The sequence below is a fragment of the Nocardiopsis sp. MT53 genome (genome assembly GCF_019598965.1).
GTDB lineage: Bacteria > Actinomycetota > Actinomycetes > Streptosporangiales > Streptosporangiaceae > Nocardiopsis > Nocardiopsis changdeensis.
In genome coordinates this window covers 7118048-7134381 of the sequence record NZ_CP080599.1, presented here as the reverse complement: position 1 = coordinate 7134381, position 16334 = coordinate 7118048, and the positions used below count along the sequence as shown (strand labels likewise).

Annotated in this window: 17 protein-coding genes and 1 tRNA gene; 9 read left to right on the top strand and 9 right to left on the bottom strand. The window is 74.9% G+C overall.

All coding sequences use genetic code 11. The annotated features are described in order from the left end of the window. Positions 1-304 precede the first annotated feature (304 nt). Both K1J57_RS31820 and K1J57_RS31815 read left to right on the top strand, forming a co-directional pair. A complete protein-coding gene (locus K1J57_RS31820; RefSeq protein ID WP_220562390.1) occupies positions 305-1390 on the top strand; it encodes a class I SAM-dependent methyltransferase in 1086 nt (361 codons plus the stop codon). Positions 1391-1478: 88 nt separating this feature from the next. Next, positions 1479-1552: transfer RNA gene (locus K1J57_RS31815), tRNA-Pro, on the top strand. A gap of 227 nt (positions 1553-1779) precedes the next feature. On the opposite strand, the gene K1J57_RS31810 is transcribed toward K1J57_RS31815, so the two are convergent. After that, the gene (locus K1J57_RS31810; protein ID WP_220562388.1) at positions 1780-2694 is read right to left on the bottom strand and encodes a LysR family transcriptional regulator; all 915 of its coding nucleotides are present in this window, start codon (positions 2692-2694) and stop codon (positions 1780-1782) included. Between the two features lie 115 nt (positions 2695-2809). Here K1J57_RS31810 and K1J57_RS31805 point away from each other — a divergent pair, with 115 nt between their 5' ends. After that, the gene (locus tag K1J57_RS31805; protein WP_220562386.1) at positions 2810-4036 is read left to right on the top strand and encodes an MFS transporter; all 1227 of its coding nucleotides are present in this window, start codon (positions 2810-2812) and stop codon (positions 4034-4036) included. Here the strand turns inward: K1J57_RS31805 and K1J57_RS31800 are convergent. Next, the gene (locus tag K1J57_RS31800; RefSeq protein WP_220562384.1) at positions 4021-4365 is read right to left on the bottom strand and encodes a DoxX family protein; all 345 of its coding nucleotides are present in this window, start codon (positions 4363-4365) and stop codon (positions 4021-4023) included. The two genes, K1J57_RS31805 and K1J57_RS31800, sit on opposite strands and share 16 nt — an antisense overlap. Before the next feature lie 128 nt (positions 4366-4493). After that, positions 4494-5123 carry a TetR/AcrR family transcriptional regulator gene (locus tag K1J57_RS31795; RefSeq protein ID WP_220562383.1) on the bottom strand — a complete coding sequence of 210 codons (630 nt, stop codon included), beginning with the start codon at positions 5121-5123 and terminating at the stop codon, positions 4494-4496. Positions 5124-5218: 95 nt separating this feature from the next. Here K1J57_RS31795 and K1J57_RS31790 point away from each other — a divergent pair, with 95 nt between their 5' ends. From K1J57_RS31790 to K1J57_RS31780, 3 genes are all read left to right on the top strand, one after another. Next, positions 5219-5497: a DUF1905 domain-containing protein gene (locus tag K1J57_RS31790; RefSeq protein ID WP_220562381.1), complete on the top strand. Its 279-nt coding sequence runs from the start codon at positions 5219-5221 to the stop codon at positions 5495-5497. After that, the gene (locus K1J57_RS31785; RefSeq protein ID WP_220562380.1) at positions 5494-6117 is read left to right on the top strand and encodes a maleylpyruvate isomerase family mycothiol-dependent enzyme; all 624 of its coding nucleotides are present in this window, start codon (positions 5494-5496) and stop codon (positions 6115-6117) included. Before K1J57_RS31790 ends, K1J57_RS31785 begins: the two co-directional genes overlap by 4 nt. Positions 6118-6346: 229 nt before the next feature. Then, the gene (locus tag K1J57_RS31780) at positions 6347-7132 is read left to right on the top strand and encodes a hypothetical protein (RefSeq protein WP_220562378.1); all 786 of its coding nucleotides are present in this window, start codon (positions 6347-6349) and stop codon (positions 7130-7132) included. A gap of 12 nt (positions 7133-7144) precedes the next feature. Here K1J57_RS31780 and K1J57_RS31775 read toward each other — a convergent pair whose 3' ends face one another. Continuing rightward, on the bottom strand, positions 7145-7666 hold the full coding sequence (locus K1J57_RS31775; protein ID WP_220562377.1) for an SRPBCC domain-containing protein: 522 nt from the start codon (positions 7664-7666) through the stop codon (positions 7145-7147). A gap of 139 nt (positions 7667-7805) precedes the next feature. Here K1J57_RS31775 and K1J57_RS31770 point away from each other — a divergent pair, with 139 nt between their 5' ends. Both K1J57_RS31770 and K1J57_RS31765 read left to right on the top strand, forming a co-directional pair. After that, positions 7806-9311, top strand: coding sequence for an MFS transporter (locus K1J57_RS31770; protein ID WP_255646746.1), 1506 nt, complete (start codon positions 7806-7808; stop codon positions 9309-9311). 22 nt (positions 9312-9333) lie between these two features. Beyond that, positions 9334-9900, top strand: a complete 567-nt coding sequence (locus tag K1J57_RS31765) for a TetR/AcrR family transcriptional regulator (protein WP_220562375.1) — start codon at positions 9334-9336, stop codon at positions 9898-9900. A 156-nt stretch (positions 9901-10056) separates the two neighbouring features. Here K1J57_RS31765 and K1J57_RS31760 read toward each other — a convergent pair whose 3' ends face one another. Continuing rightward, a complete protein-coding gene (locus K1J57_RS31760) occupies positions 10057-10317 on the bottom strand; it encodes a hypothetical protein (protein WP_220562373.1) in 261 nt (86 codons plus the stop codon). 217 nt (positions 10318-10534) lie between these two features. Beyond that, positions 10535-11518 (bottom strand): DUF5937 family protein, encoded by a 984-nt coding sequence (locus tag K1J57_RS31755; RefSeq protein ID WP_220562372.1) that lies wholly within the window; start codon positions 11516-11518, stop codon positions 10535-10537. Between the two features lie 103 nt (positions 11519-11621). Between K1J57_RS31755 and K1J57_RS31750 the strand changes: the two genes are divergently transcribed. Beyond that, entirely contained in the window at positions 11622-11993 is a 372-nt protein-coding gene (locus K1J57_RS31750) for a cupin domain-containing protein (RefSeq protein ID WP_220562371.1), read from the top strand. Between the two features lie 22 nt (positions 11994-12015). Here K1J57_RS31750 and K1J57_RS31745 read toward each other — a convergent pair whose 3' ends face one another. The 3 genes from K1J57_RS31745 to K1J57_RS31735 form a co-directional block, all read right to left on the bottom strand. Then, positions 12016-13587: an amidohydrolase family protein gene (locus tag K1J57_RS31745; protein ID WP_220562370.1), complete on the bottom strand. Its 1572-nt coding sequence runs from the start codon at positions 13585-13587 to the stop codon at positions 12016-12018. 9 nt (positions 13588-13596) lie between these two features. Continuing rightward, entirely contained in the window at positions 13597-15039 is a 1443-nt protein-coding gene (locus K1J57_RS31740) for an SLC13 family permease (RefSeq protein ID WP_220562369.1), read from the bottom strand. Positions 15040-15116: 77 nt separating this feature from the next. Next, positions 15117-16253, bottom strand: coding sequence for a M20/M25/M40 family metallo-hydrolase (locus K1J57_RS31735; RefSeq protein WP_220562368.1), 1137 nt, complete (start codon positions 16251-16253; stop codon positions 15117-15119). Positions 16254-16334: the final 81 nt, after the last annotated feature.

Genomic DNA, 16334 nt, shown 5'->3' with positions numbered 1-16334 from the left:
CCGGCCGTGCCGCGCGGGCGGACGGCACCAGCGTAGGGGCGGCGCGCACGCTCCGGGAGGGTTTCCCCACGATCCGTCGCCGGACCGCCGTCGCGCCGGGGCGGGCGCGTGGCCACAGGTGGCCGGATTGCGGGAGCACCCGGAATTCGGGGGTGAAAAGCGTAAAATGTCCGGTTGACGAGTGGTGGCCGATGCGCCCTGTGAGCCGGAGGGGAACCGCACGAGAGTCCTGTGGACACGGGGGCCGGCGCGCCGACCGACCGCCTTCGCGGCGGACGGGTCGCCCCCGAGCGAGGAGTCCGCGATGACCGCGCAGACCACGGATCGAGCACCGGAGCGGGAATCGGCGGAGGAGTTCTCCGACCGGTTGATCGGCTTCATGGAATCCGGCAGCGCCGCCCTGCTGTGCGGTCTGGGGCACCGGCTCGGGCTCTTCGACACCATGGCGGGCCGGGGGTCGATGAGCGCCCCCGAGGTGGCCCGGGCGGCCGGCCTGAACGAGCGCTACGTGCGCGAATGGCTGGCCGGCGCCACCATGGCCCGCGTGGTCGAGCACGACCCTCGGACCGGCACCTACCTGCTGACCTCCGAGCACGCCGCCTGCCTGACCCGGGCGGCCGGCCCCGGCAACCTCGCCCGGCTCCTGCCGGTCCTGTCCATGCTGGCGCGCGTGGAGGACCGGGTGGAGGAGGCGTTCCGCAGCGGCGGCGGCGTCCCCTACAGCGCCTACGAGGACTTTCAGGAGACCGCGGCCGGGGACAGCGGGGTCCTGGTCGACGCCTCCCTCATCGGCACGGTGCTGCCGCTGGTGGAGGGCATGCCCGAACGGCTGGCGCTGGGCGCCGACGTGGCCGACGTCGGTTGCGGGCGCGGCCGGGCCGTCAACGTCATGGGCCTGACCTACCCGCGCAGCCGGTTCGTCGGCTACGACTTCTCCCCGCAGGCCGTCGCCTACGCCCAGGGGGAGGCCGACGCGATGCGGCTGTCCAACGTGCGGTTCGAGCTGCGCGACGTCGCGACACTGGACATCGAGGACGGCTTCGACTTCATCACCGCCTTCGACACCGTCCACGACCAGGCGCACCCCGCCCGGGTGCTCGCCGGGATCCACCGGGCGCTGCGGCCGGGCGGCCGGTTCCTCATGGTGGACGTCAGGGCGTCCAGCGAGCTGCACGAGAACGCGGGCCTGCCCTGGGCGACGTTCCTCTACACGGTCTCCCTCATGCACTGCATGACGGTGTCCCTGGCCCTGGGCGGCGACGGCCTGGGCTCGGCGTGGGGGGAGCAGAAGGCGTGCGCCATGCTGGCCGAGGCGGGGTTCGGCCGTGTGCGGGTCGCGGAGGTGGACACCGACCGGTTCAACAACTACTACGTCTGCGCCCCGGACTGACGGCGCCGGACGCCCGGGACCCCTTGTTCCGGGCGGCTCCCGGAATGCGATAGGGTTTCACCTGTTGGCGCCGCTGCGGTGGCGCCGGCGGGACGTAGCGCAGTTTGGCAGCGCACTTGACTGGGGGTCAAGGGGTCGTGGGTTCAAATCCCGCCGTCCCGACAGATGAAGGGCGTTCACCTCGGTGAACGCCCTTTTCCGTGTGCCGGGGAGCACTCCGGAGCCCTTGCCGACCGTCCGGGACCGCGGCCGCACCGCCTCGGGCGGTGCGTCTGGACGACGCCGCGGAGGTGGGTGGCGGCGGCGTCCTCCCAGGTGTCCTGGTCGGGGTGCCCGGTGCCGGGGGGGCGCCCCGGCGCGTCGCCTGACCGGCGCGCCCGCGGGGCGGGTCAGGCGGGGGAGGGGTTCGGCGTTTCGTGGGTGTCGGCCAGCAGTCGGGCCAGGGCGGTGAGCGGGGGGACGGTGCGGTCGGTCCGCCAGAGCAGCCCGAGGCGGCTCGACCCCTCCAGCCCCCGGACCGGGAGGAACCGCACGTCGGTGCGGGTGCTGTGCTCGCTCAGCGGGCGGCAGACCAGCATGGTGTGGTGTCCTGAGGCCACCAGGGCGAGCCCCTCCTGGAGGGTGGCGACGCCCCGGGTGGAGGGGATGGGGCGGCCCGCCGGGGTGGCCGGCGGGGTGTGGGCGGCCGTCCAGTAGTCCGGGGCGTCGCCGACGCGGTGCAGCAGGTCGGACCCGGCCAGGTCCTCCACCGGGACCGCCTCCCGGTCCGCCCACGGGTGGCCTCCGGCCAGGGCGAGCAGCCGGTCCTGGGGCGGGAAGAGGAACCCGACCGTCAGTTCCGGCTCGTGGACGGGGAGCTCGGCGATCACGGCGTCCACCGCGCCCTCCAGCACCGCCGCGAAGGGCGTGCCCAGGGGCAGGTCGCAGGTGTGCACCGAGACCCCGTGCTCCTCCCGCAGGGCGCGGAACGTCCGGGTGACCTCCTCGTACACCATGCCGGTGAAGCCGATGCGCAGTTCCCGCAGCGCGCCCCGCATGGCGTTCTCGCGCGCCCGGGAGAACGCGGCCGCCAGCGCCCGGTAGGCGGGGCGGACCTCCTCGACGAACTCGGCGCCCAGGCGGGTGAGCGCCACCCGCCTGCTGGTGCGCTCCACCAGCCGCGCGCCGACGCGCCCCTCCAGCGAGGCGATGAGCTGGCTGGCACGGGACTGGGAGTAGCCCAGGCGCTCGGCGGTCCGGCCGAAGTGCAGCTCCTCGGCCAGGGTGACCAGGCACTCGACCTGCTGGAGGTGCACCTGGTTCATCGGGGGGACCCGGTTCGTCGAAGGAGGGGTGTCCGGCATATCGATGAGCCTAGCTCATCGATCCTTGAGTGGATCGCCGTTGTTCCCGGGGCCCCGGAGCGGTGGGGTGGACCCCATGGAACGACTCTCTCCTCCCGCGCGCGAGCACGCGCGGACCTCTCCCCGCGGCCGGGCCGCGGTCGCCGTCCTGGCATCGGCCACGTTCACCGTGGTGACGTCCGAGATGCTGCCCGTGGGGGTGCTGACCCCGATGGCACAGGGCCTCGGGGTGTCCCCCGGGGCGGCGGGCACCAGCCTGACGGTCACCGGGCTGGTCGCTGCGGCGGTCGCGCCCGTGGTGCCCCGCCTGCTGGGGGACCTCGACCGCCGCGTCGTGCTCGCGGCGGCGATGGCCGTCCTGGGCCTGGGCAACCTGCTGACCGCCCTGGCCGGAGGCTTCGGGCTCCTCGTCGTCTCGCGGATCGTCCTCGGGATCGGGATGGGGGCGGTGTGGGGCCTGGCGGCGGCGGTCGCCGTCCGCCTGGTCGCGCCGCGCGACGCCGCCCTGGCCGTGTCGGTCACCGTCGGCGGGGTGGCCGCCGCCTCCGTTCTGGGCGTGCCGCTGGGCACCCTGGTCGGCGGACTCGCCGGCTGGCGGGCGGCGTTCGCGGTGTTCGCCGCCCTCGCGTTCGTGCTGGCCATCGGGCTGGCGGCCGTGCTGCCCCGGCTGCGGCGCCCGGAGCCCGCCGGAGCGGAGGACGGCGGCGAACGCCGTCGGCTGCTCCGTCCGGCGGTCGCCGCCGGCCTGGCCGCCGTGGCGCTCCTGGTCGTCGCGCACTTCGCCGCCTACACCTATGTCCGCCCGGTCCTGGAGGACCGGGCGGGGTTCCCGGCGGGGGCGATCGCCGTGCTCCTGCTGCTGTACGGGGTCTTCGGGCTCGCCGGCAACTTCGGCGCCGGGGCCCTCGCGGCCCGCCGGCCCGGGCCGACGGTCCTGCTGCTGGCCGGGGGGATCGCCGCGGCCGTCGCCGTGCTGGCGGCCTCCGGGACGGCCGCCGCGGCGGTGGCGGCGGTCGCCCTGTGGGGGGCGGCCTACGGCGGTCTCTCCGTGTCCGGGCAGCTCTGGATGACCGCGGCGGCGCCGGACCGCGTCGAACACGTCACCGGCCTGTACGTCGGGGTCTTCACCGCCTCCATCGCTCTGGGCGCCTTCGCCGGGGGAGCCGTCGTCGACGCCGCGGGGACCGCCCCGCTGCTGTGGGGCGCGGCGGGGCTCGCCCTGGCCGCCCTCGCCGTCGGGGCCCTCGGTGCGGGGGTCGGAGCGGGCGGGCGGCCGGGGCCCCGGGATCAGAGCAGCAGGTAGGCGGCCAGGGCCGCCGCGGACAGGACGGAGAACAGCGCCCAGGCACCGAGGCGGAGGTCCCCGACGCGCAGGTGGGCGACGAGGGCGCCGACGAAGTACAGGACGAGCCCTGCGGCGGCGGCCAGCCCCACGGCGGGTACGGCCAGGCCGGCCAGCAGCCCCAGCGCACCCGCGCCGAGCAGTGTGCCCAGCACGGGGATCCATGTGCGGGGCACACCCAGCCGGTCCGCCTCCTCGCGCGGGTAGCGGTGGCCGGTGAGGTTCGCGACCGCCGCGGCGGCGCAGAGGAGCGCCGCGGGCAGGACGGCGGCGAGGTGGAGAAAGGACATCGTTCGGCTCCGGACCGTTCGGGGTCGTTTACACCCCTGGGACGGACCGCGTCCCCCTGATGTGACACCGCGCCGCCCGGGCCCGGGGACCGCCCCGGGCGGTGCCCCGGCGCTCCGCCCGGGGCGGGCTACCGCTCCCGCCCCGGCAGCACGCTCGGCAGGAAGGTGTCCAGGGCCGCCTGGACGTGCCGTTCGACCTCGTCCTCGTCCAGGCGCGCGGCCCCGTCGCCCAACAGCATGGCGCGGTTGACCGGCTCGCCCATGACCAGCCAGTTCAGGTGGGTCGCGGCGAGCCCGGGGTCGGGCACGTCCAGGATCGCGAGGCCGTCGAGGGCGCGCAGGGTCGCTGCGAGCGAGGCGATCGCCCGGCGGGGGCCGTGCTCGTACAGCGCGGCGGCCAGCTCCGGGGACCGGGTCGCCTCGCCGATCACCAACCGCCGCAGGCCCAGGATCGCCGGGTCCAGCACCGTCGCCAACTGGGCGCGGAGCACCTCGCCGAGCACCGCGCGCGGGTCGGAGCCGGGCGCGGGCCGCGGCGGCTCGGCGAGCACGTGCTCGCTCGCCGCCACCGTCTTTGCGGTGACCAGTTCGAGGAACAGCTCCCGCTTGCTGCCGAAGTGGCTGTACAGCGTCTGCTTCGCGATACCGGACTCGCTCGCGATCGAGTCCATGGTCACCGACTCGTACCCGGTGGCCAGGAACTGGCGCTCGGCCGCCGCGAGGGCGGCCTCCCGTTTCCGGACCGAACTGGGGCGCACGCGCTCACTCCTCACACTTCTTCTCTTGCAGAAATCATACTGCGCAGTCTAATCTCAGAGAAGTAAGACTCATCAGTCCAGAAAGTGGGGCCGCCATGTCCGCCGACACACCTCTCGTCTTCGAGGCCGAACTGCGCACCGGCCCGGAGGCCGGCTCCTGGACCGTCTTCGACGTGCCCGGCTCCGCGGCCTTCTTCGGCACCCGGCGGCCGGTGCGGGTCCACGGCACCCTCGACGAGGTGCCCGTGCAGATCACGCTCATGCCCACGGGGAACGGCGGCCACATGGGCTCGGTCAAGGCCGCGACGCGCAAGGCGCTGGGCAAGGAGGCGGGCGACCGCGTCCGGGTGAGCGTCGCGGCGGTCGCGCCGTGAACGGGGTCTGGGCGCTCGTGCACGCCGAACGCCGCGCCCTCGTCGAGGACCTGGCCGGACTGCCGCCGGACCGGTGGGGGACGCCCTCGCTCTGCGACGGCTGGACCGTCCACGACGTGGCGGCGCACCTGGTCGACTCCGCGCGGACCACGCGCGTCGGCTTCGTCCTGGGCATGTTGCGGGCGCGGCTGGACTTCGACCGGCTCAACGGGGCCGGTGTCGCCCGCGAGCGCGGGAACGGCCCCGCCGACACCCTGGAGCGGCTGCGGGAGGTCGCGCCGCGGACGACGGCGCCTCCGGCGCCCCTGGACACGCGGCTCGTGGAGGAGGTCGTCCACGGCGAGGACATCCGGCGCCCCCTGGGGATCGTCCGCGCGTACCCGCCGGAGGCGGTGGAGCGCGCCCTCCGGCTCCAGGCCCGCACGCCGGCGGCGTACGGCGGAGGCCGGGAGAGGGCCGCCGGACTGCGGCTCGCCGCCGCCGGCGGAGGGCCCGGCCTGGGCGATGGCCCGGTCGTCTCCGGTACGGCGCTGGACCTGCTCCTGGCCCTCTCGGGCCGCGGGGCGGCCCTGGAGGGGCTGGGCGGCCCCGGCGCGGACGCCCTCCGCGCCCGGCTCTGAGGCCCCGCGGGCCACGCGGCCGGTTCCGGCCACACCCTCGCGAAGACGCCCACCGGAGCCCCGCCCCCGCTCCGACCTCCGGCTCCGCCGCCGGTGCGCCCGCGCCCCTCCGGAACAGCGCGGTCCGGGCGGCCCCGCCGCCGTGGAACCCCGCGGCCGTGGCGGAACCGCCTCCTTCGGAAGGCCGTCCCACCCGCGAACCGTACGACGGGAACGGGAGAGTGGGCACATGCGGGACGAAGACGCGGGATCGCGGCGGCTCCTCGCGGCCTTGGCGGCGCCCATCGCGGTAACGGTGCTCTTGGGCGCCTCGTACCTCCATTACGGATGGGCGCCGAACGCCGCCGGTGTGTTCGTCCTCGTGGTCGCCTGGATCGTCGGGGTCGTGCTGGTCCTCTTCGCGGTCGTGCGGGATTCCGCCGGCTGGACCCCTCTGGTCCTCGGCCTCGTGGCCGTCGCGGTCCTGCTCGGCGCAGTCCAGTTCCTGGGGCGCGGACTGGCCTATCGCACGGTCGCCGTGGTCGAGACGTGCACGGTGGCGTACGTCGACGGCGAGGCCATCGCCGGGCGCTCCGCAAGGGGACCGGGCCGGGTGTGGGGGGAGGACCCCGTCACGGGTACGGGGGACTTCACGGTCGAGTGGGACTGCGGCGGCACCCTGACGACCTCGCGAACGACCGCGACCCGGCCCGACGCGGAGCCCGGGCAGGTCATGGAGGTGGCCCGCGACCCCCGGGGGACCATGCCGTCGATGCGGGCCGAACAGGCGCTGGGCCTGCTGTGGCCGTCGGTGTGGTTCCTGGTCGGCGCCTCCCTGCTGGCCGTCGCCCTGCCCCGGCCGCGGCGTCCCCGGCCCGGGGAGGGCCCGCGGGGGGAGCGGCCGGAGTCCACCGGGTCGGCGGGGCGCCGGCCGGGCGGAGCTCCGCCGGACGAGCACTGGTCGGACGGCCGCTGGCAGGGGGAGGAGTACCCGGACGACGGGTGGCGGGGGGAGGCGGGGACCGGCGACCGGTGATCCGCGCGGGGGCTACCGGCGGGGGCGGGTGAGCGGGCGCCCCGGGGCCGGGCGGTCCTCCACCACGGAGGCCAGCCCGTTGAGGCGCAGCCGGGTGGCGCCCTTCAGGTGGGCGACGTCCTGGGACCCGTCCCCGGTCAGCACCAGGAAGGCGTACTGCTCGGTCCAGGTCAGCAGGGTCCCCCCGGTCTCGGAAGCGAACTCCAGGATCACCTGGGAGGTCCACCGGGTCACCCCGTTCACCCGGGCCTCGTACCCGTACACGATGCGCCGGTCGGGCGCGATGTCCAGGAACCGGGACCGGTACTCCAGCTCCTCCGGCCCCTCCGTGCCGGGGAAGACGCTCCCGGCCTCCTCGGTGCCGCCGGTCCGGAAGTCCAGCCGGTGGCGGGCCGTCGCCGACGGCCCTGGCATGCGGAACCACCGGCGGCGCAGTGGCTCATCGGAGAATCCGGCGAACACCCGGCCGGGGGCGGCGGCCAGCGTGAAGGGCACGGTGAAGGTGCCGTGCAGCACGGGGGAGGTCTCGGTCATACCGCTGCCAACCGCCGCCCGCCCGCCCTGATTCCGGGTCCGCTCACGTTCCCCGCCCGGGGCCGCCCCTTCCCCAAAAAATTGAACGATGGTACAACTTGTACTCTCGTTCAACTTTCTCGAGAGAAGGGAGACGCCCGTGGAACGCCCCGGAGCGCGCGCCTGGGCCGGTCTCGCACTGCTGTCACTGCCGACGGTGCTGCTCGGCCTGGACGTCACGGTGCTCTACCTCGTCCTGCCGAGCCTGGCGGCGGACCTGGAGCCCACGGCCGCGCAGACCCTGTGGATCATGGACGCCTACGGGCTCCTCATCGCCGGGTTCCTCATCACCATGGGGAGCCTGGGCGACCGGATCGGCCGCCGCCGGCTGCTGTCCGTGGGCGTCGTCGCCTTCGGCCTCTTCTCGGTCCTCGCGGCGTTCGCCCCCACCGCGAAGTGGCTGATCGCCGCCCGGGCGCTGCTGGGCGTCGCGGGGGCCACGCTCATGCCCTCCACCCTCGCGCTGGTGGGGACGCTGTTCCCCGAGCCCCGGCACCGCGCCCTGGCCATCGGGATCTGGGCCACCATGTTCGCGCTGGGGATGGCCGCGGGCCCTGTGGTCGGCGGCGCCCTGCTGGCGCACCTCCCCTGGGGGTCGGTGTTCCTGCTCGCGGTCCCCGTTGCCGCGGTCGTCGCGGCCGCCGCCCCGTTCCTGCTGCCGGAGCACCGGGTCCCCGGCCGGGGCGGCTTCGACCTGCCCGGCGTGGCGCTGTCGCTGGGGGCGCTGCTTCCGCTGGTCTACGCCGTCAAGCACCTGGCCGCCGACGGGCCCGACCCGTGGACCCTCGGCGCGGCCCTGCTGGGCGCGGTCTGCTCGGTGCTGTTCGTCCGCCGCCAGCTCCGCTCCCCGGAGCCGCTGCTGGACGTGTCGCTGTTCGCCGACCGCGCCTTCTCCGCCGCCCTGCTCGTGCTGCTGGTCGGGCTGGTCGGCGTCGGCGGGGTCATGTTCCTGGTCACCCAGTACCTGCAGCTGGTCGAGGGGCTCCCCGCCACCGAGGCGGGGCTGTGGATGGGACCGCCCGCGCTGGCGATGCTCGCCGCCGCGGTCGGCGCCCCGCTGGCCGCCCGGCGGATCCGCCCTGGCACCGTCATGGCCGCGACCCTCGGCGCCTCGCTGGCCGGGTACGCGCTGCTGGCCGCCGCCGGCCCGGGGGAGCGGGTCTGCGTGGTCGCCGGGTTCACCCTGGTCTACCTCGGGCTCGGGTCCATCGCGGCCCTGGGGACCGACATCGTCGTGGGCGCTGCGCCCGCGGACAGGGCGGGGTCGGCGGCGGCGGTGTCCGAAACCGTGCAGGAGCTGGGGCTGGCGGTCGGCGTGGTGCTGCTGGGCGGGCTGTCCACCGCCGTCCACCGCTCCCGGGTCGCACCTCCGGACGACGCGCCCGCCGCCGTGGCCGCGCGGGTCGGCGAGGGCCTGTCGGGCGTGCGGTCGGTGGCCCACCGGCTGCCCGAGGCCACCGTCCGGGACGCCGTCGACGCGTTCGTCGCCGGGCTCAACCTCGCGGCCCTGGCCACCGGCCCGGTCGTGGCCGTGCTCGCCGTGGTCTGCGCCGTCGCCCTGCGGCACGTCCGCCCCATCGGGGCCGGAACGGGCGGCGGCCACTAGCCTGGGCGGTGAGGGAGGCACCATGGGCGAGACGACGGCGGTCACCGACGGGCGCAGGATCAGAGGGGAGCGCCGCCGGGCCGAGATCATCGACGCGACCCTGCGGGTCGTGCACCGCGACGGCGCAGCGGGCGTCACCCACCGCACCGTCGCCCGCGAGGCCGGGGTGACCGCCAGTCTGACCACCTACTACTTCGCCACGCTCGACGACCTCCTCGTGGCGGCGCTGTCGACCGTCGCCGACCACTACACCGCGAGGATCCGGGCCGTCACCGCCGCCGGCGGGGACACCCTGCGGGGACTGGCCGAGCTCCTCGCGGAGTCCGCGGGCCCCGGGCGCGAGCGCGCGCTCGCCGAACGCGAACTGTCCACCCTGGCGGCGCGGCGCCCCGCGCTGCGCCCGCTGGCCCGGCGCTGGCGGGAGGAGGTCGCCGGGCTGGCCCGCGCCCGCACCGACGACCCGGCCGCCGTCGAGGCCCTGGTCGCCGCCTCCGACGGGCTGTGCGCCTCCCTGCTGCTGGGGGGCGCCGAGGCCGACGTCGACCACCTGCACGCGGTCCTGGGACACGCCCTCACCGGGGGCCGGTGACCGCCCGGCCCGACGCCGTTCCGGGCGACGCGGGGCACCGTTTTCGGAATCCCTTTTCCCGTTCCGGGCGGATGCTGTTTTTCGAACCCCGTGTTGTCCGGATATGCGGGGGCCCCGCCGGAATTCCGGCGGGGCCCTTTCTCGTTCGGGCCGGGATCAGACGCGGCGCAGCCACAGGTAGACGGTGGCTCCGCCGTCGCAGAGGTAGTCCGAGTAGCGGCTGCTCTGCACCTGCTTGCGCCCCTCTTCGTGGCAGGCGGAGTAGGTCCAGTACCAGGAGTAGTACTCCCAGCAGGGAGGAACGTTGCCGTTGTGCTCGCACTGCGGGGTCGGTTCGACCGCCGCGGCGGGGGAGGCGAGACCGAGGGTGACGACGGTCGTCATGGCGGCGACGGCGAGCGTCTTGGCGAACTTCACGAACCACCTCTTCTTTTGTCCCGTAAAGGGTGACCGGAAAGGAACCCGATGGGGCGGGTGCGCGATCGCGCTCATCCGGATCGAGATGATCATAAATTCCACGGGTCTAAAGCCGGGGGAAAGCGGGGGTAAAGCAATGGTCAAGTGAATTCATATATACGAATTCTGGTTTTTTATCGTGTTCTGTGGGGGCGGCCGGGGCGGCGGCGCGCTCCGGTCAGCCGCGGCCCAGGAGGGTCTCGCCCATCGGGGTGCGGGTGTGCAGCACCCGGTTCCCCTCCCGGCGGGCGTGGACCAGCCGGGAGCGGCGCAGCACCCCCAGGTGGTGGGAGGCCGTGGAGACCGCCATCCCGCAGGCGTCGCCCACCTCCGAGGTGGTCCGGGGCCCGTCCAGGCAGGCCAGCACCCGGGCCCGGCCCGCGCCCAGCAGCTCCGTCAGCGCCTCCTCGGCGGCGGCGCCGTGGATCCAGGTCTCGGCCAGCCCGTCCACCGGGTAGAACAGGGAGGGCTGGACCGGCGGCTCGGTGAGCACCGCGCACCGGGCGGTGCCCATCACCGACGGGGCGAGCACCACCCCGCTGCCCTCGCACCGCACGTCCTCGTCGTGCATGCGCAGCGCCACCTCGATGGTGTTGCGGTGCCAGCGCACCGTCTCGTGCAGGGTCGCCACCATCGCGCCCACCCCGCCGGCGCCCATCCGCCGCATCCGCAGGTCGATGTCCGCGCCCATCAGCCGGCGGATCTGCGGCCAGTGCGGGGCCATCGTCGCCTCCCACACCTGCTCCCAGGCGTCGGCGATCATGTCCCGGGTCCGCCGCGGGTGCTCGATCATGCCCGCCACCAGGTCCTTGGCGCGCCCCTCCGAGCGCACCAGCACCTTGCCCAGGTCGAAGCGGACCGCGTCCATCGGCACCGCGCGCAGCCGCTCGATCTCCTCCTCGGGGGTCATGTCCCAGCTCGGCGCCGCGGTGAGGAAGTCCGGGAAGTACCCCTCCCGGCGGATCACGGCGGTCAGCCGGTCCAGGGCCGCGGCCGGCACCGACGCCCGCACCGACCGCAGCCACCCCCACTGGAGCGGGTGCCGCTGCGGGTTCAGCAGGATGCGCACGGCGTGCGCCAGCTCGTGGCCCGGGGACACCCCGAACCGGATGGCCGACACGTCGTCGGCGCCGATGTGGAACCGGGCACTCTTTCGATCCATGTCGAAACAGTAGAGCCTCCCGGGGCCGCCCGCCAGAGTGGGGGCATCGGCCGGACGGCGGGGACGGAAACCGCTCGCAGGCCCCACAGGAGAAGAGGACACCATGGACGCCACCGCGAACACCACGGCCCCCCGCGCCATCCCGTTCGACGAGATCGTCATCGGCGAGGCCCGCCGCACCCTGCTCTTCGAGGGCCGCAGGTACGGCTCCGGGATCAGCTTCTTCCTCGTCGACAACGAGCCCGGCCAGGGCCCCGGCCTGCACCGCCACCCCTACAGCGAGACCTGGACCGTCCTGGAGGGCGAGGCCACCATCACCATCGGCGAGGAGCGCCTGGTGGCCCGGGCCGGGGACACCGCGGTGGTCGGCCCCCACGTGTGGCACGGGTTCGTCAACTCCGGCACCGGACGCCTGCGCATCATGTGCGTGCACGCCTCCGACACCATGATCCAGGAGTTCAAGGACGAACTGTGACCCGCCCTCCGGGGCCGGCGCCTCAGGCGGCCCGGCGCAGGACCCGCCCGGGCCGCTCGCCGGTGGCCTCGCCCCCCTCGACGGCGGGGACCCCGTTGACCAGTACCGCCTCGGTGCCGACGGAGAGCCGCCACGGGTCCTCGTAGGTGGACCGGTCCGCGACCCGCTCCGGGTCGAACACCGCCACGTCCGCCGCGGACCCGGGCGCCAGCACCCCGCGGTCGGCCAGCCCCGCCCTCGCCGCGGGCAGGGACGTCATCCTGCGCACCGCCTCCTCCAGGCCCAGGACCCCCTCGTCGCGCACGTAGCGGCCCAGCACCCGGGCGAACGTCCCGAAGCTGCGCGGGTGCGGCCGCCCCGGGCCGGAGGCGTCCAGGACCCATCCGTCGCTGGCCACGGCGCTGATCGGGGAGGCGAGCACGCCCCGCACGTCGTCCTCGGACATCGCGTGGTTGACGATGGCCACGTCGCCGTGCCCGGCCAGCACGGCCAGCACCACCTCGGCCGGGTCCATACCGCGCTCGGCGGCGATCTCCGTGACCGACCACCCGGCCCGGTCCGCGAAGGGCCCCGGGCCCGGCTCGGCCAGGACGATGCCCGCCGGGTCGATGTCCCGGCCGAAGCGCTCGTGCAGGCCCTCGACGATCCGGGCGCGCTCGGCCGTGTCCGCGAGCCGCGCCGCGACGGCGGCCGCGCCGCCGTCCAGGGCCCAGGCCGGCAGCCGCGAGGCCAGCGAGGTGCTGGACGCGGTGTAGGGGTAGACGTCGCAGGTCACGTCCAGCCCCCGCTCCCGCTCGCGCAGGATGAGGTCCAGCGCCTTTAGGGCCAGCCCGTGGTTGCCCGGGCCCATGCTCTTCAGGTGCGACACCTGGAGCCGCGCCCCCGCGGACCGGGCCGTCTCCAGGGCCTCGGCGACGGCCTCCAGGACCCGGTCGGTCTCGTTGCGGACGTGGGTGGAGTACAGCATGCCGTGCTCGGCGGCCCGCCGCACCAGCGCGACCACCTCGTCCGTGGCGGCGAACAGGCCGGGCGGGTAGATGAGCCCGGTGGAGAAGCCCAGCACGCCCTGTTCCGCCGCCCGGGACACGTGGCCCCGCATCTCCTCCAGTTCGGCGTCGCCGGGGGCGCGGTCCTCGCCGCCCAGGACCGCCGAGCGGATCATGTTGTGCCCGATCTGGAGCCCCACGTTCACGCCGGGGCGCCGCGCGTCCAGCATGGCGGCGTACCCCTCCGCGTCCGTCCAGGACCAGTCCAGGGCGGCCGGGTCGAAGCCCGCGAAGCCCCCGGCGTCCCTGTTCCGCTCGGTCAGCGGGAACGGCGAGTGACCGCAGTTGCCGGTGACCAGGGTGGTCACGCCCTGGGCGAGCTGGGTGACGGCCCCCGGCGAGGCGGGCAGGGTGAAGTCCGCGTGCGAGTGCAGGTCCACGAACCCCGGTGACACGATCCGGTCCGTGGCGTCGATGGTCCTGCGCCCCCGCAGTGGCCCGGTTCCGACCGCGGTGATCCGGTCCCCGTCGACGGCCACGTCCGCACGGCGGCCGGGCGCCCCCGTACCGTCGACGACGGTCCCTCCGGTGATGACGATGTCGTGCACGCGTTCTCCTCAGCGGGTCTCGATGAACATGATGAGGGTGTAGACCGCACAGACGGGGATCAGCACCGCCCATCCGGTGATCAGGACGTTCTTCAGGTTCGTCGACCGTGCCATGCCCATGGCGCCGACCATGTTCGCGTTGGGGAAGGGGCCGTACGTGTCGGCCTTGGACGCGAAGAGCAGGACGATGATCCACGTGGCCACGCCGATGCCGATGCTCGAGGCCAGGCCGCCGAACAGCTCGTCGATCAGCACCACCTGGGCCGCGGTGGCGCCGGGGACCCCGACCCAGCCGAGCAGGGCGATGGCGATCGCGAACAGGAAGGGGCCCAGGCCCTCCAGCCGCTCGCCGTACAGCTCCAGGATCACGTCGAAGGGCTGGAGGGAGTCGAGCACCACGAACAGCACCGCCAGCAGGACGAACAGCACCAGCATGCCGATCATGCTCCGGGCCCCCGTGCCCAGTGCCCGCAGGGTCCCGACCGGGCCCAGCCCGCCGACGAGACCGGTGAGCAGCCCCAGGACGGGCAGCGCGACCAGGGGGAAGAGGATGCCGACGCCGGAGGCCACGGCCCACACCACCGACCCCGCCAGGACGACGGAGAAGAGCGCGGTCGCGGTGCGGGCGCGCCGGTCGGGGCGGTCCAGTCCCTGGACCATGTCGGCCTCGCCGTACTCGTCCCCGGTGCCCTCGGTGCGGCGCTGCATCCACCGCACCACGGGCAGGCCCACCACCAGCGAGACCGCCGTCAGGGGCAGCGCGCCGTAGAGGAGGTACTCGAGGTAGCCGGCGTCCGCCGCCGTCATGATGGCGACGTTCGACCCGGCGAAGGGGGCCAGGGCCAGGCCGGCGCAGCCGCCGATGAACATCATCGCCGCGGTCGCGCTGCGCGTGTAGCCCAGGCGGGCCGCGACCGGGATGACCAGGGGCGCCGCGATGGCCAGGGCCCCGGCCAGGGTCCCCAGGGAGGCCACGAGCGCCAGGCAGGCCACCATGACGGCGAACGCGGTCACCAGGGGGCCGCGCCCGCCGACCAGGCCGACGATCCCGCCGACGATCACGTCGGCCACCCGGGTCCGGCGCATGACCTCGCCCACCGCGGCCCCGAACATGATGATCACGCCGATGAGCGTCACCTGGTTGCCGAGCGACGCCACCGCGATGTCGGCCATGGCGCCGGGGCCCGGCATGAGGATGAGCAGGCCGCCGACCGTGCTGACCACGGAGGCGGGCAGCATGTTCATGCCCAGGACGACCAGGGCGGCGAACAGCAGGATGGGCAGCAGGCCCCAGAGCGTGGGCGGCTCGTAGAGCAGTCCGCAGACGAGGCAGGCCACCAGGCCGACGGCCGACAGCACCGGGTTCAGGACGCGGACGACGCGTGCGCCGCGGGAGGTGTTCGCCGTCGCGGCCGCGCCGTCGGCGGTCCGTTCGGGGGGAGAGGCGGTCATGGTCTTCCTCGGGATCGTGGGAGGGGAGGGGGAGGGCGGCCCCGGAAGGGGCCGGCCCCGGGCGGCCGGGCGCCGTCTCAGACGGTGCGGTGCAGGCCGGTGACGAGGGCGGCGAGCAGGTCGATCCGCTCGGTGAGGCCGGACGCGGACACCCACTCGTCCCGGGCGTGGGCGCCGCCGCCGTGCGGTGCCAGCCCGTCGACCGTGGGGACGCCCAGGGCCCCGGTGGTGTTGGTGTCGGCGGCCCCGTCGGCGGGGCGCCCGCCCAGGCTCTGGCCGATGCCCGCGGCGATCTCCGCGACGGACGCGGCCAGGCCCCGGGAGGCGTCGTCCTCCCGCCAGGTGGGCCGGTGGGAGAGCAGCCGGGAGGCGACCCGGGCGTGCGGACGCACCGGGGTGAGCCCTTCGAGGGCGCCCAGGACGGTCCGCTCGTTCTCCGGGTCGGCGAAGCGCAGGCCCAGGTCGGCGTGGGCGCGGCCGGCGACGACGTTCGTCCGGCCGCCGCCCCGCACGGTGCCGGTGTTGAGCAGGACCGGGAGCCGGGAGGCGACCTCGCGCACCCCCAGGAGCTGGTCGATGAGCTCATCGATGGCGTTGGTGCCGGCGTCGGGGTCCAGGGCGGCGTGCGACTCCACACCGGTGACCTCGATGCGGGCCCGGGTGCTGCCCCTGCGGCCGGTCTTCAGGTCCCCGCCGGGGTGGGGCGGCTCCAGGCCCAGCACCGCCCGGGCCGACCCGGCCTCGGAGCGGACCAGGTCGCCCGCGGTCGGCGATCCGACCTCCTCGTCGGCCACGACGACCGCCCGCACTTCGGGGTGGGGCTCCCCTGAGGCGACGACCCGTTCGACGGCGGCGAGCAGGGCCACGATCCCGGCCTTGGTGTCGTACACCCCGGGCCCGCGGACCACGTCCCCCTCCACGCTCCAGGGCATGGAGTCCAGGGTGCCGGTCGGCCAGACGGTGTCGTAGTGGCTGAGGAAGAGCAGCGGCGGGCCGTCGACCCCGCGTGCCGGCAACGACCACAGGAGGTGGTCACCCGCCGTCCCGGCCCGGCGGGCGGTGTCCATTCCCGCCCGGCGCGCCAGCGGCTCCAGTACCCCCGCCAGGGCGGCCAGGGCCGCCGTGTCCCCGCTCGGCGACTCCAGCAGGGTGAGCGCGCGGAGGGTGCCGAGGGGGTCGTCGGAGACCGGGGGAGCAGTGGTGATCCGTTTCATATACGGATGCTATGGTTGCCACAAAAATCCTGTCAATAGGGAAAAAGCACCTGAAGGTCGAATGATACGTTCGCTATCTTT